Source organism: Streptomyces sp. NPDC044921 (assembly GCF_056432865.1).
Window position 1 is genome coordinate 96,295 of record NZ_JBWKIF010000015.1, and the last position, 24,063, is coordinate 120,357.

Annotated in this window: 23 protein-coding genes and 2 pseudogenes; 6 read left to right on the forward strand and 19 right to left on the reverse strand. The window is 74.5% G+C overall.

Annotation, left to right across the window (positions count from 1 at the left end):
* Positions 1–36: 36 nt before the first annotated feature.
* Entirely contained in the window at positions 37–867 is an 831-nt protein-coding gene (locus AC07DA_RS23455; RefSeq protein WP_479130132.1) for an alpha/beta fold hydrolase, read from the reverse strand.
* 182 nt (positions 868–1,049) lie between these two features.
* Between AC07DA_RS23455 and AC07DA_RS23460 the strand changes: the two genes are divergently transcribed.
* Both AC07DA_RS23460 and AC07DA_RS23465 read left to right on the forward strand, forming a co-directional pair.
* Positions 1,050–1,931, forward strand: a complete 882-nt coding sequence (locus AC07DA_RS23460; RefSeq protein WP_479130133.1) for an RNA polymerase sigma-70 factor — start codon at positions 1,050–1,052, stop codon at positions 1,929–1,931.
* A gap of 168 nt (positions 1,932–2,099) precedes the next feature.
* Positions 2,100–2,861 (forward strand): GntR family transcriptional regulator, encoded by a 762-nt coding sequence (locus AC07DA_RS23465; RefSeq protein ID WP_479130134.1) that lies wholly within the window; start codon positions 2,100–2,102, stop codon positions 2,859–2,861.
* Between the two features lie 67 nt (positions 2,862–2,928).
* Here AC07DA_RS23465 and AC07DA_RS23470 read toward each other — a convergent pair whose 3' ends face one another.
* The 3 genes from AC07DA_RS23470 to AC07DA_RS23480 form a co-directional block, all read right to left on the reverse strand.
* The gene (locus AC07DA_RS23470) at positions 2,929–4,083 is read right to left on the reverse strand and encodes an ROK family transcriptional regulator (RefSeq protein WP_479130135.1); all 1,155 of its coding nucleotides are present in this window, start codon (positions 4,081–4,083) and stop codon (positions 2,929–2,931) included.
* A gap of 89 nt (positions 4,084–4,172) precedes the next feature.
* On the reverse strand, positions 4,173–4,835 hold the full coding sequence (locus AC07DA_RS23475) for a response regulator transcription factor (protein WP_479130136.1): 663 nt from the start codon (positions 4,833–4,835) through the stop codon (positions 4,173–4,175).
* 14 nt (positions 4,836–4,849) lie between these two features.
* Positions 4,850–6,019, reverse strand: a complete 1,170-nt coding sequence (locus AC07DA_RS23480) for a sensor histidine kinase (protein WP_479130137.1) — start codon at positions 6,017–6,019, stop codon at positions 4,850–4,852.
* Positions 6,020–6,204: 185 nt separating this feature from the next.
* Between AC07DA_RS23480 and AC07DA_RS23485 the strand changes: the two genes are divergently transcribed.
* Positions 6,205–6,636 (forward strand): hypothetical protein, encoded by a 432-nt coding sequence (locus tag AC07DA_RS23485; protein ID WP_479130138.1) that lies wholly within the window; start codon positions 6,205–6,207, stop codon positions 6,634–6,636.
* Between the two features lie 36 nt (positions 6,637–6,672).
* Here the strand turns inward: AC07DA_RS23485 and mug are convergent, their stop codons facing one another.
* The 8 genes from mug to AC07DA_RS23525 all read right to left on the reverse strand — a co-directional run bounded on the left by mug (position 6,673) and on the right by AC07DA_RS23525 (position 16,208).
* Positions 6,673–7,218, reverse strand: a complete 546-nt coding sequence (gene mug, locus AC07DA_RS23490) for a G/U mismatch-specific DNA glycosylase (protein WP_479130139.1) — start codon at positions 7,216–7,218, stop codon at positions 6,673–6,675.
* A gap of 13 nt (positions 7,219–7,231) precedes the next feature.
* Positions 7,232–8,674, reverse strand: a complete 1,443-nt coding sequence (purB, locus tag AC07DA_RS23495; RefSeq protein WP_479130140.1) for an adenylosuccinate lyase — start codon at positions 8,672–8,674, stop codon at positions 7,232–7,234.
* Between the two features lie 126 nt (positions 8,675–8,800).
* Positions 8,801–9,580: an SGNH/GDSL hydrolase family protein gene (locus AC07DA_RS23500; protein ID WP_479130141.1), complete on the reverse strand. Its 780-nt coding sequence runs from the start codon at positions 9,578–9,580 to the stop codon at positions 8,801–8,803.
* Between the two features lie 73 nt (positions 9,581–9,653).
* On the reverse strand, positions 9,654–10,667 hold the full coding sequence (locus tag AC07DA_RS23505) for a hemolysin family protein (protein ID WP_479130142.1): 1,014 nt from the start codon (positions 10,665–10,667) through the stop codon (positions 9,654–9,656).
* Complete coding sequence (locus AC07DA_RS23510; RefSeq protein ID WP_479130143.1) at positions 10,664–12,016, reverse strand: hemolysin family protein; 1,353 nt, start codon at positions 12,014–12,016, stop codon at positions 10,664–10,666. The genes AC07DA_RS23505 and AC07DA_RS23510 overlap by 4 nt, the downstream gene beginning before the upstream one ends.
* Before the next feature lie 230 nt (positions 12,017–12,246).
* A complete protein-coding gene (locus AC07DA_RS23515; RefSeq protein WP_479130144.1) occupies positions 12,247–12,672 on the reverse strand; it encodes a GNAT family N-acetyltransferase in 426 nt (141 codons plus the stop codon).
* Positions 12,673–12,817: 145 nt separating this feature from the next.
* Positions 12,818–15,394 carry an ABC transporter permease gene (locus AC07DA_RS23520; RefSeq protein WP_479130146.1) on the reverse strand — a complete coding sequence of 859 codons (2,577 nt, stop codon included), beginning with the start codon at positions 15,392–15,394 and terminating at the stop codon, positions 12,818–12,820.
* A 4-nt stretch (positions 15,395–15,398) separates the two neighbouring features.
* Positions 15,399–16,208: an ABC transporter ATP-binding protein gene (locus AC07DA_RS23525; RefSeq protein ID WP_479130147.1), complete on the reverse strand. Its 810-nt coding sequence runs from the start codon at positions 16,206–16,208 to the stop codon at positions 15,399–15,401.
* 120 nt (positions 16,209–16,328) lie between these two features.
* On the opposite strand from AC07DA_RS23525, the pseudogene AC07DA_RS23530 reads away from it, so the two are divergent.
* Positions 16,329–16,433: pseudogene (locus tag AC07DA_RS23530) on the forward strand (toxin-antitoxin system HicB family antitoxin); the annotation flags it as partial.
* Between the two features lie 4 nt (positions 16,434–16,437).
* Positions 16,438–16,662: pseudogene (locus AC07DA_RS23535) on the forward strand (hypothetical protein).
* Between the two features lie 9 nt (positions 16,663–16,671).
* On the opposite strand, the gene AC07DA_RS23540 reads toward AC07DA_RS23535, so the two are convergent.
* The 6 genes from AC07DA_RS23540 to bioB form a co-directional block, all read right to left on the reverse strand.
* Complete coding sequence (locus AC07DA_RS23540) at positions 16,672–17,349, reverse strand: class I SAM-dependent methyltransferase (protein ID WP_479130149.1); 678 nt, start codon at positions 17,347–17,349, stop codon at positions 16,672–16,674.
* Between the two features lie 70 nt (positions 17,350–17,419).
* The gene (locus tag AC07DA_RS23545) at positions 17,420–18,346 is read right to left on the reverse strand and encodes an endonuclease/exonuclease/phosphatase family protein (RefSeq protein ID WP_479130151.1); all 927 of its coding nucleotides are present in this window, start codon (positions 18,344–18,346) and stop codon (positions 17,420–17,422) included.
* A 10-nt stretch (positions 18,347–18,356) separates the two neighbouring features.
* Complete coding sequence (gene bla, locus AC07DA_RS23550) at positions 18,357–19,256, reverse strand: class A beta-lactamase (RefSeq protein WP_479130152.1); 900 nt, start codon at positions 19,254–19,256, stop codon at positions 18,357–18,359.
* A gap of 82 nt (positions 19,257–19,338) precedes the next feature.
* Positions 19,339–20,064 carry a dethiobiotin synthase gene (bioD, locus tag AC07DA_RS23555; protein WP_479130153.1) on the reverse strand — a complete coding sequence of 242 codons (726 nt, stop codon included), beginning with the start codon at positions 20,062–20,064 and terminating at the stop codon, positions 19,339–19,341.
* A 1-nt stretch (position 20,065) separates the two neighbouring features.
* A complete protein-coding gene (locus AC07DA_RS23560) occupies positions 20,066–21,346 on the reverse strand; it encodes an adenosylmethionine--8-amino-7-oxononanoate transaminase (protein ID WP_479130154.1) in 1,281 nt (426 codons plus the stop codon).
* Entirely contained in the window at positions 21,339–22,493 is a 1,155-nt protein-coding gene (bioB, locus tag AC07DA_RS23565; RefSeq protein ID WP_479130155.1) for a biotin synthase BioB, read from the reverse strand. Before bioB ends, AC07DA_RS23560 begins: the two co-directional genes overlap by 8 nt.
* 150 nt (positions 22,494–22,643) lie before the next feature.
* Here bioB and AC07DA_RS23570 point away from each other — a divergent pair, with 150 nt between their 5' ends.
* Positions 22,644–23,771 (forward strand): 8-amino-7-oxononanoate synthase, encoded by a 1,128-nt coding sequence (locus tag AC07DA_RS23570; RefSeq protein ID WP_479130156.1) that lies wholly within the window; start codon positions 22,644–22,646, stop codon positions 23,769–23,771.
* A 52-nt stretch (positions 23,772–23,823) separates the two neighbouring features.
* On the opposite strand, the gene AC07DA_RS23575 is transcribed toward AC07DA_RS23570, so the two are convergent.
* Complete coding sequence (locus AC07DA_RS23575) at positions 23,824–24,054, reverse strand: DUF397 domain-containing protein (RefSeq protein WP_479130157.1); 231 nt, start codon at positions 24,052–24,054, stop codon at positions 23,824–23,826.
* Positions 24,055–24,063 lie beyond the last annotated feature (9 nt).

Here is a 24,063-nt window from a genome sequence, read left to right on the forward strand (position 1 = left end):
AGGGCTCGCCGCGCGGGGCGGTGGCGGCCCGCGGGGTCAGCGGCTGCCGTCGAGGACCACCCGCGCCACGAGGGCCGGGTCGTCGTTCATCGGGACGTGGCCGCAGCCGGGCAGCCGCACCAGCCGGGCCCCGGGGATGACGGTCTTGGCGCGCACCCCCTGGCGGGGGATGAGCAGCCGGTCCCGGTTGCCCCAGGCCACGGTGACCGGCGTGCCCACGATGTCGTCGGTGAACTGCACGGTCCGGCCCGAGCGCAAAGTCTGCGAGAAGCCCTGGGCGCGCGCCAGCGCCAGCGTCTCGGCGACCACGGCCTCGGGCGAACGGCGGCCCGGGCGGGCGTAGATGGTGCTGGTCAGCAGGGTGCGGCCGAGCGCGGGGCGGGCCAGCCGCTCCACCACGGGCGGGGGCATCCGCCGGGCGATCTGCCGCATGGCCGTGAGCACCGTGAAGGCGTAGCGCCGTTCGGCCTCGTTCCAGAACCCGGCGGGGGACAGGGCCGTGACGGAACGGACCAGTCGCGCGCGGGCCAGGTCCAGGGCCAGCAGGCCGCCCAGCGAGTTGCCCGCCACGTGCGGCCGCTCGATCTCCAGCGCCGCGCAGAGGGCCACCAGGACGGCGTTCATCGTCGGCAGGTCGTGCGCCATGCCGTCCGGGAGCGCCGGTGATTCACCGCAGCCCGGCAGGTCCACGGCGATGACGTCGCGCTCGGCGGCCAGTGCCGGGAGCACCGGGTCCCAGACCTGGCGGTGGTGGCCGATGCCGTGCAGCAGCAACAGCGGTTCGCCGCTGCCCCGGCGCGTGTACGCGAGGGTCACGTGCTGCTCTCCGTGGGCGGTGGGGACTTCGAAGGAGACGGTGGTGGACATGCGGTGCTCCTCGGCTGGACTCGCTGGCGGACGCTGTAGACAGCTTGTCAGCAATTGCTACCGGCGGGTAGCCCCCCGCGGTCCCCGAGGCGCCGTCACCTCGGCGGCCCGGGCGCTCGACCCGCCCGGGACGGGGGGATTCCGCCTGGACACGGCCGCGGTCGTGGGCTGGGATGGGGGCCGTGACCACCGAGACCGCGACCGACGTCTTCGAAGCGCACCGCCCCGTCCTGCTGGGGGTCGCCTACCGCATGCTGGGCCGTGTGGCCGACGCGGAGGACGTCGTCCAGGACGCCTGGCTGCGCTGGTCCGGCGCCGACCGCGCGGACGTGCGCGAACCGCGCGGCTACCTCGTCCGGATCACCACCCGCCTCGCCCTCGACCGGCTGCGCCGGATCAAGGCCCGCGGCGAGACCTACGTCGGTCCCTGGCTGCCGGAGCCGTACGTCACCGACTTCGGCGACACCGTGCCGGACACCGCCGAGCGGGCCGTGCTCGCCGACTCCGTCTCGCTCGCCGTCCTCGTCGTGCTGGAGTCGCTGTCCCCGCTGGAACGCGCGGTGTTCGTGCTGCGTGAGGCCTTCGGCTTCCCCTACGCCGACATCGCCGCCATGCTCGACCGCGGCGAGCCGGCCGTCCGCCAGCTCGCCGGGCGGGCCCGCAGGCACGTTGAGGAGGGCAGGCCCCGCTACGAGGTCGACCCCGCCCAGCGCCGCGACCTCACCGAGCGGTTCCTCGCCGCCGCGGCCGAGGGCGACCTCGAAGGGCTGATGGAACTGCTCGCCCCCGACGTCCGGCTGATCGGCGACAGCGGCGGCAAGGCGCGGGCGCCGCTGCGGGTGCTGGAGACCGCCGACAAGGTCGGCCGCTTCCTCGTGGGCGCCGCCCGCAAGGGCGTCCAGGACCTCTCCGTACGGTTCCTGGAACTCAACGGCGGCCCGGCCGTACTGGTCCTGTCCGGTGGCAGGCCCGACTCGGTCTTCCAACTGGACGTCGCCCAGGGGCGCGTCCAGGCCGTCTACGTGGTCCGCAACCCCGACAAGCTGCGGTCGCTGACCGCCTGACGGAGGGCGCCGCACCGTCCGCGAAGACCGCATTGCGGTGCCGTGAACGTTCCCGGCATTGGTCTTGACCAAGCATCAGGGCCGCCCTATGGTCGCAGAGAAGTGCAACAACCTTTAATAAACAAGGGCGCTAAAACGCCGCCGACCACGGCTCTTGCGGAGGACAGGGTGGGGACCACGCAGCTGGAATCGGTGCCGGAACCGAAGTACTGGCATCTCAGGACCGTGCTCAGCCAAGCGCTCGACTCGGAGTTCTCGGTGGGCGAGATCCTGCCCAACGAGCGCGACCTCGCGGCCCGCTTCGGCGTCGCCCGCGCCACGCTCCGCCAGGCCCTGGAACAACTCGAACTGGAAGGGCGGCTGCAGCGCCGCCGCGGTGTCGGCACGACCGTCGCCCCGCCCCGCATGGGCGTCTCCCTCGCCACCGGCCCGCACACCTGGCCGGGCGGCCCCGGGGACGCCTGGCAGCCGGTCGACTGCACGGCGGCCGTGCCGCCCGCCGCCGTCGCCGACACGCTGGGAACGGGCCAGGACGAGCCCGTGCACATCGTGCGCCGCTCCCGCGTCTCGCACGGCCGGCCGGTGGCTGCCGAACTGCTGTACGTCCCGGACGTCTCGGTGCCCGAGCTCTCCGGCATCGACGCGCCGTCCGGCGCCGCACGCGCGCGTGCGGTGCTGCGCGCGTTGCAGCGGCTGGACCTGGAGCGCCAGGAGAACGCCGTGGAGCTCGGCTCCGTCGGGGCGGACGACGCCAAGGAGCTGGACCGGCTGCCCGGGGCGCCCGTCCTCGTGGTCACGACCCGGTTCGTCGCGGCCGGGCGCACCGCCGCGCTGTCGGTGGCCACGTACCGGGCCGACACGTGCCGGCTGACGTTCGGGGACGCGGGGGACGTGGAGATCCACGCCGGGCCGGAGCGGAAGGCGTCCTGAGCCGTCGGCGCTCCCCGGCGGCGCGCGACGGGCCGCGGGCGCGTCCCGGCCCCTCGCGTCCGCGCCGCTAGAAGGGCGTCGCCCGGCCCTCCACCGTGAAGAGCTGTTCCTCCACGTGGTCCAGGGCGAGCCGCAGGGCCCCGGTCGCCACCGCCGCGTCGCCGAGACGGGAGAGGGTCACCCGCGGGGGGCGCAGGCAGTACCGGGCGAGTTCCTGGCGCAGGGGGTCCAGGACGCCGTCCAGGCCCGCCGCCCAGCCGCCGATGACGACGAGCTCCGGGTCCAGGGCGAGGGCGAGGGCCGCCACGTCGTGGACGAGGCGCTGGATGAAGCGCTCGACGGCGGCCCGGGCCCGCTGGTCGCCCTGGCGGGCCTGCGCGAAGACCTCGGCGACCGCCTGCTCGTCGAGGGGGTGCAGGGGCTCGTCCGTGGTCGACAGCAGCGTCTCGGGCGTCACCTCGCGGCCCAGCAGGTGCAGGGCCCCGATCTCGCCGGCCGCGCCGCCGTAGCCCCGGTGCAGCCGCCCGCCGATCAGCGCGCCGGCGCCCGGGCTGAGCCCCGCCAGGACGTACACCACGTCGTCGGACTCGGTGGCCGCGCCCTTCCAGTGCTCGGCGACGGCCGCCGCGTTGGCGTCGTTCTCCACCAGCACCGGGCACTTGAACGACCGGCTCAGCCGCTCGCCCAGCCGCAGCCCCGTCCACCCCGGCAGGGCGGTCCCGAGCCGCACCGTGCCGTCGGCCTCGACGATCCCGGGCGTCGCCACGCCCACGGCCCGCAGCGAGCCCCGGGCCACCCCGGCCCGCCGCAGCAGTTCGGCGACGGCCCCGCGCAGCCGCTCCAGCCGCTCGTCCGCCTCCGCCGTCTCCGCCACGTCCCTGGCCTGGGAGCCGATCACCCGGCCGTCCAGGTCGGCGAGCAGTACCGCGACCCGGCGGGCGCCGACCTCCACACCGAGCAGGTGCCCGGCCTCCGCCCGGAACCGGAAGCGCCGCGCGGGACGGCCCTGGCGCCGGGCGGCCCCTTCCTCGGCCGCCTTCTCAACCACCAGGCCGGCCTCGATGAGCCCTTCCACGACACCCTCGACCGTCGGCCTCGACAGGCCCGTCACCCGGGTGATCTCGGTCAGCGTCGCGCAGTCCGTGGCACGCAGCGCGTGCAGCACCACCGCGGAGTTGATCCTTCGCAGCAGCGAGGGATCCCCGCCGGTCAGCCGCCCCACCGTCCGTCCTCCCAGGTCGTGCGCGTGTTGGCCGGATCGTACTTCGCCGCGGCGCGCCCCGGCGAGGGGCGGGCACCGCGCCCCGCCGATCAGCCCGGCGCCACGAACCCCGACTCGTAGGCCGAGATCACCGCCTGCGTACGGTCCCGCGCCCCCAGCTTCGCCAGCACGGAGCTGACGTGGGACTTCACGGTCTCCGTCCCGACGGTCAGCCGGTCCGCGATCTCCGCGTTGGACAGGCCCCGCGCCATCAGCCGCAGCACCTCCGCCTCGCGCCCGGTCAGCCGGGCCCGCTCCATCGCGGCCCGCGCCGCGCGGTTCCCGCCGCTCTCGCCGTACTCGGCGGCGAGCTGCCGCACCGAGGCGGGGAACAGCAGCGACTCGCCCTCGGCGATCAGGCGCACCGCGTGCACGATCTCGGCGGGCCGGGCCCGCTTCAGCAGGAACCCGTCGGCGCCCGCGCGCAGCGCCTCGTAGACGTACTCGTCGTTGTCGAAGGTCGTCACCACGAGGATCCGCGGCGGCTCCCCGACCGTCCGCAGCAGCGCCCGGGTGGCCTCGATGCCGTCCAGCAGCGGCATGCGGACGTCCATGGCGACGACGTCCGGCCGCAGCCGCCGCACCAGCGGGATGACCGCCGCCCCGTCGGCCGCCTCCCCGACGACCTCGATGTCGGGCTGCGCCTCCAGCACGGCCCGCAGACCCGCGCGCACGAGGGGCTCGTCGTCGACGAGGAGCACGGTGACCGGCATCAAACCAGCGTAGATCACTTCAACGGCAGCTCTGCATGGACCTGCCAGTCGTCCCCGTGGGGTCCGGTCCGGGCCCGTCCGCCGAGCAGGGCCGCGCGCTCGCGTATGCCGCGCAGGCCGCTGCCGCGGCCCGGGCCGGGGAGCGCGGCGGGCAGCGGATTGCGCACCGCCAGGACGAGGGTGTCGCCGGAAACGCGCACCCGGACGCGGACCGGGACCGCCCCCGCGTGCCGCAGCACGTTCGTGAGTGCCTCCTGCAGGATCCGGTAGCCCTCCCGGGACACCGGCCCGGGCACCGCGTCCACCGGGCCGGTCACCTCGGCGTCGACCTCCGCCCCCGAGGAACGCGCGGACTCCAGCAGCCGGCCGGCGTCCGCGAGGGTCGGTCTGCCGCCGGCCGGTCCGCCCGACTCGCGCAGGACACCGAGGACCCGCTCCAGGTCCTCCAGCGCCGCCCTGCCGGTCTCCTCGATGGCGCTCAGCGCCCGGTCGGTGAAGGCGGGGTCCCCGGCCGCCCGCGCGGCCCCCGCCTGTACGACGGCCACCGTGAGCGCGTGGCCGATCGAGTCGTGCAACTCGCGGGCGATCCGGGTGCGTTCCAGCAGCTGTTCGGTGCGCTCCTCCAGGGCGGCCACCCGCTCGGCGGGGGAGGGGCCCAGCAGGCGCACGGCCAGCGCGGTGATGAGGTGGCCCGACCAGACGACGACCACGGCCAGCAGCACCAGGGGCACGGGCGCGAGCAGGCCGTACCACCCGTGCCGGCCCGGAAGGGGCAGCAGCGCACCACCCCCCGGCTCCTCGCCCAGGGCCGTCGTCGTCAGGTCGAGGGACAGGAGCGGCAACTGCATGGAGAGCACGGCCACGAGGTAGCCGATGACGAGCCGGGCCTCCAGCCACACCACCGTCCGGCCACGGTCGGCCCAGGTGACCGACGGGGCCGCCACGACCTCCGCGCTCACGCTGTCGTGCCGGTGACCGGTCAGCAGCAGCCGGGCCTGCAGTCCCTCCACGAGCCGCGTCGCGGGCACCAGACCGGCGAGCCCGAGCAGCACGGCCGCCGTGGCCTGTGTCCACCACGACTCCTCGATGAACAGCCACAGGGACGGCCACACGACGGCCATGGCGAGATGCAGCCATCGTGTGTACGTCACGGCCCGCGTCAACGGGCGCAGCATGCCCACCATGGCGTCATCGTGCCAGGCACCACCGACAGCGGGCCTCCCCCGCACAGGGGAGACGGCCCCCACCACCCAGGGACGCGCGCCCGGACCCGGCACCGGCGGGCCTGCCGCCACGACCGGCACCGACGCCTGACCGCGGCCGGTCTGATGCCCCGCCAAGTGTCAGTGGGGGCGGGTTTACTGGAGCCATGAACATCGCACAGCACATCGCCCTCATCGACGAGCTGTGCTACCGCCCCTTTCCGGCGGAGCACGGCCCGTCGGACGTCGGCGTCTCGGGGCCCGGCCGGCACGCCGCGGTGTTAGACGCCGCGGCGGACGGCGACCCGGCGCGGTGGGCGGTGGCGGTGGACCAGTTGGAGAAGGAGCGGGACGCCGTCTGCGAGCTGCTGGCCTCGCGGTGGGGCGACACCCCGCCGTACAGCCTGCAGACCCTCCTCCTGCGCACCGGGCACGAGGAGATACCCGGGCCGTGGGCCGAGTTGAGCGTGCGTGCGAGCCTCGCGTACGTGTGGGAAGTGGAGGGCACCGGCCGCTGGGTCGCCGTGGCGGTCACCGACCGGGACGCGACCCGGGAGCTCCAACTGCTCGCCGTGGTGACGGAGACCGCCCCGCCGTGAGCGGCCGGCGGTGACGGGCGGCGCCGTCGCCCGAGCTCAGTCCTCGGCCGCTTCCCGCAGCCGGGCGAACTCCTCGGCCATCGTCTCGGCCGTCCAGTGCGCGTTCAGCCCGCTCGGGTTCGGCAGCACCCACACGCGTGTGTCGCCGATCGTCCGCGCCTGCGGACCCACCCGGGCCTTGCGGTCGTCGAACGCGGCGCGGTACGCGGTCACCCCCACCACCGCCAGCCAGCGCGGGCGCAGCCGCCCCACCTTCAGCGCGAGCAGCCGGCCGCCCTCCCGGTACTCCTCGGCGCTCAGCTCGTCGGCCCGGGCGGTGGGCCGCGCCACGACGTTGGTGATGCCCAGACCGTACGACAGCAGCTCCCGCTGCTCGGCCGGCTTCAGCAGCCGGGGCGTGAACCCGGACCGGTGCAGCACCGGCCAGAAGCGGTTGCCCGGGCGGGCGAAGTGATGGCCCGTCGCGGCCGTCATCAGCCCGGGGTTGATACCGCAGAACAGCACGCGCAGACCCTCCGCGACCACGTCGGGCACGACGCGGTCACGGGCGGCCTGGAGCTCCTCGGGGGTGAAACGGGGCATCACGCGCGGCGTGTCAGAGGATCGCGCCGGGCGTGTAGCCCGCGGCCCGGGGGTGCTGCTTGACGATCTCCTCGACCCGGGCGACGACCGTGGCGACCTGATCGCCCGCGGCGCCCGTGAAGGACAGCTTGTCGGCCATCAGCGCGTCCAGCTGGGCACGGTCCAGCGGGATGCGCGTGTCGGCGGCCAGCTTGTCGAGCAGTTCGTTGCGCTCGGCGCCCTGCTCGCGCATGGCGAGCGCGGAGGCGACGGCGTTCTCCTTGATGGCCTCGTGCGCGAGCTCCCGGCCGACGCCCGCGCGCACGGCGCCCATCAGCACCTTGGTCGTGGCGAGGAACGGCAGGTAGCGGTCCAGCTCCCGGGCGACGACCGCCGGGAACGCGCCGAACTCGTCGAGCACCGTCAGGAACGTCTCCAGCAGGCCGTCCAGCGCGAAGAACGCGTCCGGCAGGGCGACCCGGCGCACCACCGAGCAGGACACGTCGCCCTCGTTCCACTGGTCGCCCGCCAGCTCGCCGGTCATCGAGGCGTAGCCGCGCAGGATCACCATCAGGCCGTTGACGCGCTCGCAGGAGCGGGTGTTCATCTTGTGCGGCATCGCCGAGGAACCGACCTGGCCCGGCTTGAAGCCCTCGGTGACCAGCTCGTGCCCGGCCATCAGCCGGATCGTCCTCGCCAGCGAGGAGGGCGCCGCCGCCAGCTGCACCAGCGCGGTGACGACCTCGTAGTCCAGCGAGCGCGGGTAGACCTGGCCGACGGAGGTGAACGCCTGGGAGAAGCCCAGGTGGGCGGCGATGCGCTGCTCCAGCTCGGCGAGCTTCGCGGCGTCCCCGCCCAGCAGGTCCAGCATGTCCTGCGCGGTGCCGACCGGGCCCTTGATGCCGCGCAGCGGGTAACGGCCCAGCAGCTCCTCGACGCGGCCGTAGGCGACCAGCAGCTCGTCGGCGGCGGTCGCGAAGCGCTTGCCGAGGGTGGTGGCCTGCGCGGCCACGTTGTGGGAGCGGCCGGCCATGACCAGCTCGCCGTACTCGCCGGCCAGCCTGCCCAGGCGTGCCAGGACCGCCACCGTGCGGTCGCGCATCAGCTCCAGCGAGAGCCGGATCTGCAACTGCTCGACGTTCTCCGTGAGGTCGCGGGAGGTCATGCCCTTGTGCACGTGCTCGTGCCCGGCGAGGTCGTTGAACTCCTCGATCCGCGCCTTCACGTCGTGCCGGGTGACCTTCTCGCGCTCGGCGATGGAGGCCAGGTCGACGGTGTCGAGGACCCGCTCGTAGTCGGCGAGCGCCGCGTCCGGCACCTCGATCCCGAGGTCCTTCTGGGCGCGCAGCACGGCGAGCCAGAGCTGCCGCTCCAGCCTCACCTTCTGCTCGGGCGACCAGAGTGCGGCGAGCTCGGCGGAGGCGTAGCGTCCGGCGAGGACGTTCGGGATGCGGGGCTTGGCGGGAGCGGAAGTCACGTGGACGGATTCTACTGGCGGTTCGTGCAGGCCGGCGCCCCGGGTGCCTTCGGCGGAACCTACGAGACCGGCGCCACAGCGCGCGGGTGCGCGGGGCCCGCCGCGCGCGGCCGCGCAGGCGGCAGGCTACGTCAGGTCCTCGAACGGCAGCAGGTCCGGCCGCTTCGGGGGCAGGCCGTCGCCCGAGGAGCGGCCCGTGAGGCGGCGGCCGATCCAGGGGAGCAGGTGCTGCCGCGCGAAGCGCACGTCCGCCGCCCGGCGCATGACCCAGCGCGGCGGCAGCGCGGTCGGCAGCGGCGTGCGCCACTCCGGGTCCTCGGGCTCGTAGCCGAGCGCCTGCCACACCGCCTCCGCGACCCGGCGGTGGCCCTCGGCCGTCAGGTGCAGCCGGTCCACGTCCCACAGGCGCGGGTCGGCGAGCGAGGGGGCGCCGTACAGGTCGACGACGATCGCGCCGTGCCGCGCGGCCAGCTCGTCGACGCAGGTGAACAGCTCCTCCATGCGCGGCCGGAACCGCTCCAGGACCGGTCCCCGGCGGCCCGGGCTGCGCATCAGCACGAGCTGCCGGCAGGCGGGGGCCAGCTTCTCCACGGCCTCCTCCAGGAGGGCGCGCACCCGGCCCATGTCGCACTTGGGTCGCAGGGTGTCGTTGAGGCCGCCGACCAGGGTGATGACGTCGGCGCCCAGGGCCGCGGCCACGTCCACCTGCTCGTCGACGATCTGCCGGATCAGCTTCCCGCGCACCGCGAGGTTGGCGTACCGGAAACCGGGCGTACGGGCGGCCATCCGCGCGGCGAGCAGGTCGGCCCAGCCCCGGTAGGTGCCGTCGGGCAGCAGGTCCGACATGCCCTCGGTGAAGGAGTCGCCGAGCGCGACCAGGCTGCTGTAGGTGGGGTTCGTGTCCATGGCGGCGGAAATGATATCCCGTGCACATACCCAGCAGTCGGTCAGCCCGCGCGGAGCACCGGCGGCCGGCGTCTCACGCCCGCTGCCCGAACAGCTCCCGCAGCACGTCCTCCATGGTCACCAGCCCGGCCAGCCGCCCGTCCGTCCCGAGGACGGCCGCGAGGTGGGTGCGGCTGCCCCGCATCGCCGTGAGGACGTCGTCCAGCGGCGTGTGCTCCCGCACGCGCGCGATGGGCCGCATGTCACGCAGCCGGAACGGCACGTCGCGCCCGACGGCGTCCAGGGCGTCCTTCACGTGCAGGTAGCCGACGATCCGCCGCCCCTGGTCCACCACCGGGAACCGGGAGAACCCGGACTCCGCCGACAGCCGCTCCAGCTGCGCCGGGGTGATGCCCACGCGTGCGTACACCACGCGTTCCAGCGGCAGGACCACGTCGCGCACCGGGCGGCGGCCCAGCTCCAGCGCGTCGTGCAGCCGCTCCTGGGCGCGGTCGTCGATCAGCCCGGCCTCGCTGGAGTCCTTCACGATCTGGGCTATCTCGGCGTCCGAGTAGGAGGCGGCGACCTCCTCCCGGGCCTCCACGCGCAGCAACCTCAGCAGCGCGTTGGCGAACGCGTTCACCGTGAAGATCACCGGGCGCAGCGCCCGGGACAGCGCCACCAGGGGCGGGCCGAGGGCCAGCGCGCTGCGCACCGGTTCGGCGAGCGCGATGTTCTTCGGCACCATCTCGCCGAGCAGCATGTGCAGGTACGTCGCCAGGGACAGCGCGATCACGAAGGACACCGCGTGCCCGGCGCCCTCCGGCACGCCCACGGCGTGGAACGCCGGCTCCAGCAGGTGCGCGATCGCCGGCTCGGCGACCACGCCCAGCACCAGCGTGCACAGCGTGATGCCGAGCTGGGCGGCGGCCATCAGCGTGGACACGTGCTCCAGTCCCCACAGCACGCTCTTGGCGCGCCGGTCGCCCTGGTCGGCGTGGGGCTCGATCTGGCTGCGGCGCACCGAGATCAGCGCGAACTCCGCACCCACGAAGAAGGCGTTGACGACGAGCGTCGCCAGGCCGATCAGCAGCTGGACGGCGGTCACAGCCCCACCTCCTTCTCGTCGCGCCGCGCGGCGGGCTGCTCGTCGTCGAGGGGGGCGCGCAGCAGGACCCGGGCGGCCCGGCGGCCGGTGGCGTCCAGGACCTCCATCCGCCAGCCCGCGACCTGGAGGGTGTCGCCGGCGGCCGGTATCCGGCCCAGCTCCGTCGCCACCAGTCCGGCGAGCGTCTCGTAGGGCCCCTCCGGCGCCCGCAGGCCGACGCGCTCCAGGTGGTCCACGCGCGCCGAGCCGTCGGCCGAGTACAGGGCGTGCCCGCTCTCGTCCGTGCCGGCCGGCGCGAGGTCCGGCAGCTCGTGCGGGTCGTGCTCGTCGCGCACCTCGCCCACGACCTCCTCGACGATGTCCTCCAGGGTGGCCACGCCCGCGGTGCCGCCGTACTCGTCGATCACGACGGCCATGGTGCGCTTGCCGGAGAGCCGGTCCAGGAGCCGGTCGACGGTGAGCGTCTCGGGGACCAGCAGCGGCTCGCGCATCAGCTCGGAGACGTGGACCCGGGCCCGGCGCTCGGCGGGCACCGCCAGCACGTCCTTGACGTGCGCGGTGCCGACCACCGAGTCGAGCGTGCCGCGGTAGACGGGGAACCGGGACAGGCCGGTCGCCCGGGTCGCGTTCGCCACGTCCTCCAGGGTCGCCTGCACCTCCAGGGCGACCACCTGCACGCGGGGCGTCATCACGTTCTCCGCGGTCAGGTCGGCGAGGTTCAGCGTCCGCACGAACAGCTCGGCGGTGTCGGCCGCCAGCACGCCCTCCTTGGCCGAGTGCCGGGCGAGCGCCGCCAGCTCCTGCGGCCCGCGCGCCGAGGCCAGTTCCTCGGCGGGCTCGACACCGATCCGGCGCACCACCCGGTTCGCCGTGTTGTTCAGGTGGGTGATGAACGGCCGGAACACGGCGCTGAACCAGCGCTGTACGTTGCCCACCGTCTTGGCGATGGCCAGCGGCGAGGAGATCGCCCAGTTCTTGGGCACCAGCTCGCCCACGACCATCAGGAACACCGTCGACAGCGCCGTGCCGATGACCAGGGCCAGACTGTGCGACGCCGAGCGCGAGACGCCGGCGTCCTCGAGCGGCCCGGCGATCAGCGCGGCGATGGAGGGCTCGGCCAGCATGCCGACGACCAGGTTCGTGACGGTGATGCCGAGCTGCGCGCCGGAGAGCTGGAACGTCAGGTTCCGCACGGCCTTCAGGGCGCCCTGGGCACCGCGCTCCCCGCGCTCCACCGCCCGCTCGAGCTCCGCGCGCTCGACCGTGGTCAGGGAGAACTCGGCCGCCACGAAGACGCCGCAGGCCAGCGAGAGCAGGATCGCCGCCAGAAGGAGGAGCACTTCGGTCATCGGTTCACCCCCGTTCCATGGTTCTCCAGGACCGGGCGGGGCGCGCGGCGTCGCGCGCGGGGAGGCTCGCCCATGGGCGGACGCTCACAACCTTTCATGAAGACCGAGTGGCCATCCAAGAGTAAAGGATGGGCAAAGCCCTTCGGCCGGCGTCGCCGACGGCGCCGAGCACGGGGTCCAGCGGACGGCAGGGCCCCGCCCCCAGCCGGCACCTGCCGCCGCACCGGGTCCTAGTCGGTCAGCGGCTTCACCCAGCGGCGCCACTGCTCCTCCGCCGCGTAACCGGCGGCGCCCCACGCGCGGTGGGCGGTCTCGTTGCGGGTGAGGACCATCGCGTCGGCGCGGCGCCCGCCGAGCCGTGCGAACCGCTCCTCGGCGGCGGCGAGCAGCGCGGAGGCGATCCCCCGGCGGCGGTGGTCCGGGTGCACGGCCAGCCGGTACAGATGGCAGCGCCAGCCGTCGAACCCGGCGATGACCGTGCCGGCCAGCTCGCCGCCCCGCTCGGCCAGCAGGAGCGCCTCGGGGTCGCGCGCCACCAGCCGCTCCACTCCACCCCGGTCGTCGCTGATGCTCGTGCCCTCGGCGGCCACCTTCCAGAAGGCCAGCACGGCGTCGAGGTCGCCGGGCGTCGCGGCCCGGATGCGCAGTTCACTCATGCGGTGATCACACCACCGGGCGCCCGGGTGAGCAGGGCATTCCAGGATGCGGACAGCGCGCGGGCCACCGCCCGCCGGGTGAGTCCGTCGAGCGGGCCCGCCTCCGGGCGGACGGGCAGCCGACGCGTGCCCGTCCGTGGTCCGGTCACTCGTGTGCGATGGCCGCCAGCACGTTCATGCGCGAGGCGCGCAGCGCGGGCAGCAGCGCCGCCACGACGCCCACCACCGCCGAACCCACCACCACGGCGACGATCGTGAACCAGGGGATCGCCAGGGCCGTCATCCCCTGCAGCGCCAGCACCTGCTGCATGCACACCCCCCACACCAGGCCCAGGACGAGCCCGAGGACCGCGCCGAACACCGCGATCACCACCGACTCCAGCCGGATCATCCGCCGCAGCTGACGCCGGGCCAGCCCGATGGCCCGCAGCAGCCCGATCTCCCGTGTGCGCTCGACGACCGACAGGGCGAGGGTGTTGACCACGCCGAGCACCGCGATGATGATCGCCAGCCCGAGGAGCGCGTACACGAGGTACAGCAGCACCGCGATCTGGTCGCGGACCAGCTGCTTGTAGTCGGCCAGGTCCCGCACCTGCACCTGCGGGTACCGGTCCAGGGTCTCCTCCAGACGGGCGCGCAGGGTGTCCTCGCCCGTGCCCGGGGCGGCGTTGACGTAGAGGGCGGAGTCCTGCCCGCCCGGCGCGTACCGCTCCAGGGTGGCCAGCCCGAAGTAGAGCCCGCCCTGGGTCCCGAAGCCCTCGGCGGAGTCCTGGTCGGTGAGCGCGCCCACCCTCAGCTCGGCCTCGCGCCCGTCCGGGAAGGTCACCGGGAGCGCGCTGCCCGGCCGCACCCCGTGGTCGCGGGCGAAGTCCCGGTCCATGGCCAGTCGCCCCCGCGCGAGGGCGGCCGCGGTGTCCCCGTGCGTGTAGGTGATGTTGGCGACCTCGTCGAGCCGCGGATCGTAGCCCGCGGCGGTCGTCTCCACGCGGCCGCCGTCCGGCAGGCGCAGCGCCACCGGCGTGAACCGCCCGCGCACGATCAGCCCCACCCCCTCGGTGCCGCGCACCGCGTCGGTGACCTCCCGCGGGAACGGCAGGAAGTTGGTGTTCTGCACGACGAAGTCGGCCCCCAGCGTCCGGTCGATCTGCCGGTCGAACGACCTGGTGATCGACTCGCTCGCCACCGACAGCCCGCCGACCAGCGCGATCCCCACCATCAGCGCGGCGGCCGTGGCCCCGGTACGGCGCGGGTTGCGCAGGGCGTTGCGCTGGCTCATCCGGCCGATCGGGCCGAACAGGGCGGGGAACGCCGCGCCCAGGACCCGGATCACCGGACGCACCAGCAGCGGACCGGCGACCACGGCCGCGATCAGGGTCAGCACCACCCCGAGACCCAGCAGGGACGCCGCCGGCGCCGTCCGTCCGGACGCCGCGCACCCCGCGAGCGCCGCGGCCCCGGCCGCCCCGACGACCGCGCCCGCCACCGCGCGCGCCCGCAGCGGACGGCCCACCCCGGCGACCCCGGCGACCTCGGCGTCCGCGAGCGCCGCCATCGGCGAGACGCCCGCGGCCCGCCGCGCCGGGAGGTATGCGGCGACGAAGGTGACGCCGAGGCCGACGGCGTACGCCGCCAGGGGAGTCATCCGGCCGATGACCATCTCGTCGGCGTCGATGTTCGTGCCGAGCAGGCCCATCAGCGCGATGAGCCCGGCCGCCAGACCGATGCCGGCGGCGAGCCCCAGTGTGGAGCCGATCAGGCCGAGCAGGAGGGCCTCGGTGAGGACCGAGCGGCGGACCTGGCGCCGGTCCGCGCCGAGCGCGCGCAGCAGGCCCAGCTCACGGGTGCGCTGGGCGATGAGCATGGCGAAGGTGTTGACGATCAGGAAGACGCCGACCAGGACGGCGACCCCGGCGAAGCCGAGCATCACGTACTTGATGACGTCGAGGAACCCGCCGAGCTGTTCGACGTCCGACTCGGCCTGCTCGCCGGCCGTCCGGACGTCGTAGGCGTGCGGGTCGAGCGCGGCGGTCACGCGTTGCTTGAGCCGCCGGTCACCGACGCCGTGAGCCGCGTCGACCGCGATGGCGGTGGCGGCGTCCGGGGCGCCGAGCAGCTTCGTGCGGGCGGTGGGGGTGTCGAAGTAGATCCGGGCGGCGCCGGGGTTGGTGGTGGTGAAGGTGACCAGGCCGACGACCCGGACGCGGAACGAGCCGGGCGGCGCGATCACCGTGAGCGGGTCGCCGACGCTCACGCCCTTGCGGCCGGCGGTCTCCGAGTCGAGCAGGGCCTCGGCGGGTCCGCGCGGGGCGCGGCCCGAGGTCAGCTCCACGGGGCTGCGCCCGGTCGGCATCCAGGCGCTGCCGAGCGTGGGCGCGCCCGTGGTGGGGCTGACGGGCTCGTTGTCCTCGTCGGTGACCGTGAGGCCCGCCACCTCCACCTCGGCACGGGCCGCCGCGACCCCGTCGACGCGGCGCACCCGCTCGGCGAGCGCCGCCGGCAGGGTCGCGGTCCGGCCGGAGGGCACGGCCTCGTCGAGGTCCTCCTTCGGGCTGACCGTGACGTCGGCCGCGGTCGAGGCGAACAGCCGGTCGAAGGTACGGCCGACCGTGTCGGAGAAGATCAGGCTCCCCGTGACGAACGCGACCGAGAGCACGACGGCCAGCGCCGAGAGCAGCAGCCGCCCCCTGTGCGCCAGGAAGCTCCGCAGGGTCGCCCTGAGCACCGGGTCAGTTCTCCTCGGCCGGGGCGTGCCCGGAGTGGGTGCGGATCACGTCGAAACGCTTCATGCGTTCCAGTACGGCCTCCGCGGTCGGCCGCCGCATCTCGTCGACGATCCGGCCGTCCCCGAGGAACAGCACCAGGTCCGAGTGGGCGGCGGCTCCCGGGTCGTGGGTGACCATGACGACGGTCTGCCCCAGCCGGTCCACCGCCTCGCGCAGGAAGCCGAGCACCTCGAGCCCGGCCCGCGAGTCGAGGTTGCCCGTCGGCTCGTCCGCGAAGATCAGCTCGGGCCGGGAGGCCAGGGCCCGCGCGCAGGCCACGCGCTGCTGCTGGCCGCCGGAGAGCTGCGAGGGCCGGTGCCGGAGCCGGTCGCGCAGGCCGAGGGTGTCGACGACCCGGTCCAGCCACTGCGCGTCGGGCTTCCGGCCCGCGATGTCCATCGGCAGGGTGATGTTCTCCAGCGCGTTCAGGGTGGGGATCAGGTTGAACGACTGGAACATGAAGCCGATCCGGTCCCGGCGCAGCCGCGTCAGCTCGCGCTCCCTCAGCCCCGTGATCTCGATGTCGCCGAGCCAGACCCGTCCGGCCGAGACCGTGTCGAGCCCGGCCAGGCAGTGCATCAGCGTGGACTTGCCGGAGCCCGACGGCCCCATCACGGCGGTGAACCGGCCGCGGACCACGTCCACGTCCACCGCGTCGAGGGCCAGCACGGTCGTCTCACCCGACCCGTAGGCCTTGGTCAGACCGCGGGCGCGGGCGGCGATCCCGTCGGCCGGCGCGAGGCCCGGGGCGTGCTCCGCGGCAGGTGTGGACAAGGCCGCCTCCTTCGAGGGTCGGTGTCGGGAGTTCCCGGCACTGCCCGAGGGTAGTGTGACCCGGCCCACATCGGGCGTCCTCCGCGGGTCGGACTCCGGCGCCGGGACATGGCCAAGACCCAGACGTTCGTGGACGCCGCCGCCGGCTTCCTGAAGCAGTACGAGTCCGTCTTCGCCGAGGAGTCCGGCCCCGACCGCGAAGGCACGCCCGAAGGTCGTCCCTGAACCGTTGGACGACCTGGAGAACGCCCTCGCCTGGCTGCTGATGCTCGCCGAGCGGAAGACCCCGGGGACCGCCAGGTCACCGACTGGGGAGCCAGCCCTGTTCGCCTGGCCGTCGCCTACGCCTCCCTCGACCTCGGCCGAGCAGGTCCGCGACCCGGCCCGGCTGGTCAGGAGCGGCGAGGCGTCCGTCCGGGACATCGAGCGGGAACTGCTGCGGTGGAGCCGGTGACCGCCGGCGTCAGGCACCGGCCCCCGGCCGCCACGCCGTGCCCAGCACGCAGTACGACGTGGGCAGCACCGGGCCCTGCTCCGGCATCAGCACCCGCCGGCAGGGACCGAGTTCGAACCCGGCCTCCCGCAGCGCCCGCACCGGCTCGCGGGACAGATGACAGCCGCCGTTCAGCAGCGGCCACACCGTCCGGTCCAGCGCGTGCTGCGCGGCGCCCATCGCCCGGCCGCCGCCCCGGCCGTGCTCGAAGAACCGCACCTCACCGCCCGGCCGCAGCACCCGCATCAGCTCCCCGAGCGCCCGGGGCACGTCCCGCACGCTGCACAGCACCAGCGACACCACCGCCGCGTCGAAGCCCTCGCTCTTGACCGGCAGCGCCTCGGCCGCGCCCGGCACCACGTCCACCGGCACCTCGGCGCGCAGCGCGGCCTCCACGGCCAGCCGCCGCAGCCGCCGTTCGGGTTCGATCGCCACGACCTCCGAGACGGTGCCCGGGTAGTGCGCGAAGTTCAGACCGTTGCCCGCACCGATCTCGATCACCCGGCCCGACAGGCCGCCGAGCAGTCTCCCGCGCACCCGGCCCATGCCCATCCGGGTCTCGGCCGTGACGCTGACCCGGGCGTAGTAGCGGGCGAACAGCGGATGGCGCACGGCATCCCGCGGCACCGTGCCGGAGCGGAGCGGCATGGGGACCTCCCTCGACAGGACCGGCCTCACCGCGATTGTCCCCCGGACGGGCCCCGCCCACCCCTGCCCGCTACGGCACACGGACGCGCCCCACCACCGGCCTGTGGTCGCTCCCCGTCGCCCCCAGCGCCGACACCCGTGTCACCTCGACGCCCCGCCCCAGCACCTGGTCGATCCGTGCCGCCGGCAGCGCGGACGGCCAGCTGAACGCGAACCCCGAGGCTGGCGCGTCCAGTTGCGAGGTGAGCGGTCCGAGACCCCGGTCCTGCACCGTGCCGTTGAGATCGCCCAAGACCAGCAGCCGGGCGGCCGGGTCGCGCGCGATCCGGGCCCCGAGCAGGGCCGCGCTCTCGTCGCGTGCCGCCGACGCCAGCCCCGTCGCCCCCAGACGGACGGAGGGCAGATGGACCACGTACACCGCGATCGGCCCGCCCGGTGCGGACACGGTGGCCCGCAGGCCGCGCCGCCAGCCTGCCGGGAAACCCGCGGGCCGGATGTCCACGGGCCGCACGTCCGACAGCGGCCAGACCGACCAGAGCCCGACGCTGCCGTGGACCGTCCGGTGCGGGTGAGTGGCCCCGAGGACGTCCTCGTACCGGGGCCGCGCAGCCGCCGTCAGTTCCTGGACGGCGACCAGCCCGGCGCCCGGGGCGAGCAGCGCGCGGGCCGTGCCGCGAGGGTCGGTGTTGTCGTCGGCGACGTTGTGCTGGACCACGGTCAGGTCGTGCGGCCCCGGGGACGGGACGCACCACGACCCGCCGAACATCCAGCACCAGACCAGCGCGGGCACCGGACAGGCGAGCATCCCCGCCTTCGACCCCGCGAACAGGGCCGCGGCGCCGAGGACCGGCACGGCCGCACCCAGCCAGGGCAGGAACGTCTCCAAAAGGCTTCCTACCCGACCGGCCCCGTTGGGCACGGCGGAGTGCAGGGCCAGCAGACCCGCGACGCCGGCCGCGCCGGCGACGAGCCAGGCGTCCCACGACGTCCTGCCCACGGCGGCCACGCTAGGCGAGTTCCGCGGCGAGCAGCGCGGCGGTCCTGGCCACCAGCGGATTGTCGGCCGGGGCGTCCTCCTCCGGCTGGGTCGTCAGCACCGACATCACGATCGGCGCACCGTCCGGCGGCCAGGTGACGCCCACGTCGTGGTTGCCGCCGTACCGCCCGCCGCCGGTCTTGTCGGCGACCAGCCAGTCGGCGGGCAGGGCCTTGCGGAACTTCTCGGTACTGGTGGTGTTGCGCAGCAGCCAGTCCGTGAGCCGGGCCCGGTCCCGGGGCGCCAGCGCGTCGCCCAGCACGAGCCGGGCGTAGGTCAGGCCGATGGCGCGCGGGGTGGTCGTGTCGGTGAGGCGCCACGGTTCCGCGCTGTTGAGTTCGGGCTCCCAGCGGTCCAGCCGGGTGACCCCGTCACCGACCGAGCGGGCGAAGCGCGTGATCGCGGTCGGCCCGCCCAGCTCCTTCAGCAGCAGGTTGCCCGCGGTGTTGTCGCTGAAGCGGATGGTGGCGTCGCACAGTTCACCGACGGTCATGCCGGTCGCCACGTGCTGCTGGGTGACCGGGGAGTACCCGGACCTGGTCACGTACTCCTGGGTGTAGTGGACGCGCCGGGCCAGGAACGCGCCGTCGCGGTCGAGGTCGCGCAGCACGGCCGCCGCGGCGAGCGTCTTGAACACCGAGGCCATCGGGAAGCGCTCGTCGGACCGGTACGCCACCGTCCGGCCCGTGCGCATGTTGCGGGCGTAGACGCCCAGCCGGGCGGTGTGCTCCCGTTCCAGCGTCCGCAGCCGGGCGGTGACGCCGCCGGTGCCCGGTGCCGCGTGGGCGGTGCCGCCGCCCAGCGCGAGAGCGGCGGCCGCACCCAGCACGAGTGCCGTCCGGCGGGAGGGGCGTGGCTGTTCGCTGTGCACGGTGTTCCCTTCGACGATGATCGCGTACGAAGGTCAACACGCCGCGAGCGTCCGGCCGGTTTCACCCCGTGCCCACCGGGACTCAGAACGCTCGGGGCGCCTCCCGCCTCCCGAAGGCCTCCGCGTCCCACGTACCGTCCAGCCGGGGCGCCAGCCAGTGCGGGGCCGAGTCCCGGAACACCGCGGGGGAGAGGGACGCCGACCCGGCGGGCACGGACCCCAGCAGCGGCGCCCCGGTCACGTTGGGCAGGTCGGCGAGATTGCAGCGGGCGGCCAGGTCCGGCTCGGCGGGCCAGCTGCCGATCACGATCCCGGCCAGGTCCAGGCCCCGGGAACGCAGTTCACGGGCTGTCAGTTCCGTCGTGTTCAGGGTCCCCAGACCCGCGGCGGTCACCACCAGCACGGGCGCGGACAGCAGCGCGGCCGCGTCCGCCAGGGTGCCGCCGGCCGCGTCGAACCGTACGAGCAGTCCCCCCGCTCCCTCCACCAGCACCAGGTCGTGCTCGGTGGCCAGCTTCGCGGCGGCCTCCGCGACCTCGTGCGGATGCACCGGGGCGCGGCCGGCCCGGCGCGCGGCCGTGGCCGGCGCCAACGGCTCCGGATAGCGGGCCAGTTCGGCCGTCGTCACCGGTCCCGCGAGGCGCGCGACCTCCGCCGCGTCCCCGGGTTCGCCCGGGAGTACGCCCGTCTGCGCGGCCTTGAGCACGGCCACCGACCGGCCCGCCGCCAAGGCCGTCGCGGCGACGGCCGCGGTCACGACCGTCTTGCCGACCTCCGTGCCCGTGCCCGTGATCACCAGTACCGGCATGTCATCCCTCCCGTGCCGCCGCGCACACCGCCCGCGCGATCCGCGCCAGGTCCGCGTCGCCCGTGACGTACGGCGGCATGGTGTAGATCAGATCGCGGAACGGCCGCAGCCACACGCCCTCGCGCACGGCCGCCGCCGTCGCCGCCTCCATGTCCACGGCGTGGTCCAGCTGTACGACCCCGATGGCGCCGAGGACCCGTACGTCCGTCACGCCCGGCAGCCGTGAGGCCGGCGCGAGTCCCTCGCGCAGGCCCGTCTCGATTCGCTTGACCTCCGCGAGCCAGTCCTGCCCGAGCAGCAGCTCGATCGAGGCGCAGGCCACGGCCGCCGCCAGCGGGTTGCCCATGAACGTCGGACCGTGCGCGAGCACCGGCACCTCGCCCCGCGAGATGCCGTCGGCCACCCGCGCGGTGCACAGCGTCGCCGCCATCGTGAGGTAGCCGCCGGTCAGCGCCTTGCCGACGCACATCACGTCCGGGGTCACCGCCGCGTGTTCCGCCGCGAACAGCGCGCCCGTGCGCCCGAAGCCGGTGGCGATCTCGTCGAACACCAGCAGCACGCCGTGCGCGTCGCACGCCTCGCGCAGCACCCGCAGGTAGGCGGGGGAGTGGAACCGCATCCCGCCCGCGCCCTGCACGACCGGCTCGACGATCACCGCGGCCAGCTCGTCGGCGTGCCGCCCGATCAGCGACCGCAGGTGCCCGGCGTAGGTCTCGTCGTACTCCGCCGGGGGCGGGCCGGCGAACACCTGGCGCTGGAGCACCCCGGTCCACAGCTCGTGCATCCCGCCCTCGGGGTCGCACACCGACATGGGCTGCCAGGTGTCGCCGTGGTAGCCGCCGCGCCAGGTCAGCAGCAGCCGCTTGCCGGGGCGGCCCAGGGAACGCCAGTACTGCAGGCACATCTTGACCGCGACCTCGACCGACACCGACCCGGAGTCGGCGAGGAAGACATGCTCCAGCCCGTCCGGCGACATGTCGACAAGGAGCTTCGCCAGGCGCACGGCGGGCTCGTGGGTGAGCCCGCCGAACATCACGTGGCTCATCCGCCCGAGCTGCTCGCGCGCGGCCTCGTTCAGCACCGGGTGGTTGTAGCCGTGGATCGCCGACCACCACGACGACATGCCGTCGACCAGTTCGCCCGAGCCGTCCGCGAGCCGCAGCCGGACCCCGCTCGCCGACTCCACGACGAGCGGTGCCTGCCGTCCGGGCATCGGGCCGTACGGGTGCCACACGTGCCGCCGGTCGAGTTCCAGCAGCTCGGCGACGGCCGGCTCAGGCATTGGGCGCGAGGTCCGTCCCGGCGCCCCGGCGGCGCACGGCGACCAGGTCGGTCCGGGGTTCGGCGACCTGCGCGGCCGGCGCGGAGCCGCAGACGCTTCCGCTCTCGGAGCCGCAGCCGCCCTCGCTGGCGCAGCCGGCCGCCGCCCGGTGCCCGGGCAGCGTCACCTGGCCGGTGCCCTCCACCTCGAAGCCCGCGTCCGCGATCATCTCCAGGTCGGCCTTGCCCGCCTGGCCCTCGCTGGTCAGGTAGTCGCCCAGGAAGATCGAGTTGGCCAGGTGCAGGGCGAGCGGCTGCATCGTGCGCAGATGGACCTCGCGCCCGCCCGCGATGCGGACCTCCACGTCCGGGCAGACGAACCGGGTCATCGCCAGGATCCGCAGGCACCGCTGCGGGGTCAGGTTCCACTCCTTGCCGAGCGGGGTGCCCTCGAACGGGATGAGGAAGTTGACCGGAACCGAGTCCGGGTCCAGCTCGCGCAGCGAGAACACGACGTCGACCAGGTCCTCGTCCGTCTCGCCCATGCCGGCGATCAGGCCGGAGCAGGCGGACAGACCGGCCGCGTGCGCCTTGTTCACCGTGTCGACGCGGTCGGCGTACGTGTGCGTGGTGGTGATCTCGCCGTACGTCGCCTCGGACGTGTTGAGGTTGTGGTTGTAGGCGTCGGCGCCCGCCTCGCGCAGCCGCTCCGCCTGGCCGTCGGAGAGCAGGCCGAGGCAGGCGCACACCTCGACGCCCTCGTTGTTCTCCTTGATCGCCTTGATGGTCTCGGAGACCCGGTCCACGTCACGGTCGGTGGGACCGCGCCCGCTGGCCACCAGGCACACCCGCTTGGCGCCCCCGGCCACCCCGGCCGCCGCGGCGTCGGACGCCTGCTCCGGCTTGAGCCAGGTGTACTTCAGGATCCCGGCCTCGGAGCCCAGCCGCTGCGAACAGTACGAGCAGTCCTCCGGGCACAGGCCCGACTTCAGGTTGACCAGATAGTTGAGTTTCACCCGCCGGCCGAACCAGTGCCGGCGCACCTTCCCGGCCGCGGCCACCACATCGAGCAGGTCGTCGTCGGACGTCGCGAGGACGGCCAGTGCCTCGTCGCGGGTCGGCAGCTCGCGCCGAAGCCCCTTGTCCACCAGCGTGTTCAGCAGGTCCATGAGAGCCGATCCTGTCCTACGGAGGCGGTCCGGGCCAAGGAGAGTTCGCACAACAGACGCGCTTCGAGGTGTGGGTATTGCCACACACTGACCTGCTGGTCGTCCCGCTAGTGTCTGTGCACTGCCTACAAATTCCGCGGAGGACCACCCATGGCGTTCGGCTGGATCGACGAGCAGGCGCGGCTGCGCCGCCGCGCCGGACTCGTCCGGACCCTGCGTCCCCGTCCGCCGCGTTCCCCGCTCCTCGACCTGGCGGGCAACGACTACCTGGGGCTGGCCCACCACCCGGAGGTCACCGAGGGCGCGGCGCGTGCGGCGAGGACGTGGGGCGGCGGCTCGACCGGCTCCCGGCTCGTCACCGGCACCACGGAACTGCACGCCGAGCTGGAACGCGAACTGGCCGGATTCTGCGGGTTCGAGGCGGCTCTCGTCTTCTCCTCCGGCTACGCCGCCAACCTCGCGGCGGTCACCGCGCTGGCGCCGCACGGCTCCCTGATCGTCTCCGACGCGGGCAACCACGCCTCGCTCATCGACGGCTGCCGGCTGGCCCGCGGCACGACGCAGGTCGTGGCGCACGCCGAGCCGGAGGCCGTGCGCAAGGCGCTGGCGGGCCACGAGGGCGCGGCGATCGCCGTGTCCGACACGGTCTTCTCCGTCGACGGCGACGCGGCCCCGCTCACCGCGCTCGCCGCGGCCTGCCGGGAGCACGGCGCCGGTCTGGTCCTGGACGACGCCCACGGCCTGGGCGTCCTCGGCGACGGCGGCCGCGGCGCCCCGCACGCGGCGGGACTCTCGGGTGCCGACGACGTCGTCACCACGGTCACGCTGTCCAAGTCGCTCGGCAGCCAGGGCGGAGCCGTCCTCGGCCCCGCCCGGGTCGTCGACCACCTGGTCAACGCGGCACGGACGTTCATCTTCGACACGGGTCTCGCCCCGGCCGCTGCGGGTGCCGCCCTCGCGGCCCTGCGGCTGCTGCGCCGCGAGCCGGAACGGGCGGAGCGGGCCCGCGCGGTGGCGGACGAGTTGTACGCACGCCTGACCACCGCGGGTCTGGAAGCGGTGCGTCCGGACGCCGCGGTGGTCTCGGTGCGGGCGCCCTCGGCCGAGGACGCCGTGCGCTGGGCGGCCGGGTGCCGCGCGGCGGGCCTGGCCGTGGGCTGCTTCCGCCCGCCGTCCGTGCCGGACGGCGTCTCACGGCTCAGGCTGACCGCCCGCGCGGACCTGACCGGTCAGCAGATCGAACGCGCTGTCCGGCTGATCGGCGAGACGCGGCCATGAGTCGGCGTGGCACGGCCGTGCGTCGCACGATGGCGGACTGACCGGAAGACGCTCACAGGCGGTCGACCCCGGCCGTGAACGCGGCCCAGCTCCGCGCGGAGAAGAGCAGCGCGGGCCCGTCCGGGGACTTGGAGTCGCGCACGGCGAGCAGTCCGGCCCAGGGCGGGGTGTGCGGACACGCGGTCTCGACGCAGTTGTTCGCGCCGGTGCTGTAGCTGCTGCGCAACCACCGCAGACCGTGCAGTTCGCTGCTTGAGGGGACATGACGAGGCAGTGCACGCATGGTGCCTCC

Bases quoted from the DNA above. Each gene is read 5' to 3' on its own strand.
- AC07DA_RS23485 (WP_479130138.1), top strand. From the start codon at position 6,205: ATGAACATCGCACAGCACATCGCCCTCATCGACGAGCTGTGCTACCGC.
- AC07DA_RS23570 (WP_479130156.1), top strand. From the start codon at position 22,644: ATGGCGTTCGGCTGGATCGACGAGCAGGCGCGGCTGCGCCGCCGCGCC.
- AC07DA_RS23500 (WP_479130141.1), bottom strand. From the start codon at position 9,580: ATGGACACGAACCCCACCTACAGCAGCCTGGTCGCGCTCGGCGACTCC.
- AC07DA_RS23540 (WP_479130149.1), bottom strand. From the start codon at position 17,349: ATGCCGCTCCGCTCCGGCACGGTGCCGCGGGATGCCGTGCGCCATCCG.
- bioD (WP_479130153.1), bottom strand. From the start codon at position 20,064: ATGCCGGTACTGGTGATCACGGGCACGGGCACGGAGGTCGGCAAGACG.
- AC07DA_RS23475 (WP_479130136.1), bottom strand. From the start codon at position 4,835: ATGCCGGTCACCGTGCTCCTCGTCGACGACGAGCCCCTCGTGCGCGCG.
- AC07DA_RS23515 (WP_479130144.1), bottom strand. From the start codon at position 12,672: ATGAGTGAACTGCGCATCCGGGCCGCGACGCCCGGCGACCTCGACGCC.
- AC07DA_RS23560 (WP_479130154.1), bottom strand. From the start codon at position 21,346: ATGCCTGAGCCGGCCGTCGCCGAGCTGCTGGAACTCGACCGGCGGCAC.
- AC07DA_RS23480 (WP_479130137.1), bottom strand. From the start codon at position 6,019: ATGGTGGGCATGCTGCGCCCGTTGACGCGGGCCGTGACGTACACACGA.
- mug (WP_479130139.1), bottom strand. From the start codon at position 7,218: ATGCCCCGTTTCACCCCCGAGGAGCTCCAGGCCGCCCGTGACCGCGTC.
- AC07DA_RS23455 (WP_479130132.1), bottom strand. From the start codon at position 867: ATGTCCACCACCGTCTCCTTCGAAGTCCCCACCGCCCACGGAGAGCAG.
- AC07DA_RS23510 (WP_479130143.1), bottom strand. From the start codon at position 12,016: ATGACCGAAGTGCTCCTCCTTCTGGCGGCGATCCTGCTCTCGCTGGCC.
- AC07DA_RS23575 (WP_479130157.1), bottom strand. From the start codon at position 24,054: ATGCGTGCACTGCCTCGTCATGTCCCCTCAAGCAGCGAACTGCACGGT.
- bioB (WP_479130155.1), bottom strand. From the start codon at position 22,493: ATGGACCTGCTGAACACGCTGGTGGACAAGGGGCTTCGGCGCGAGCTG.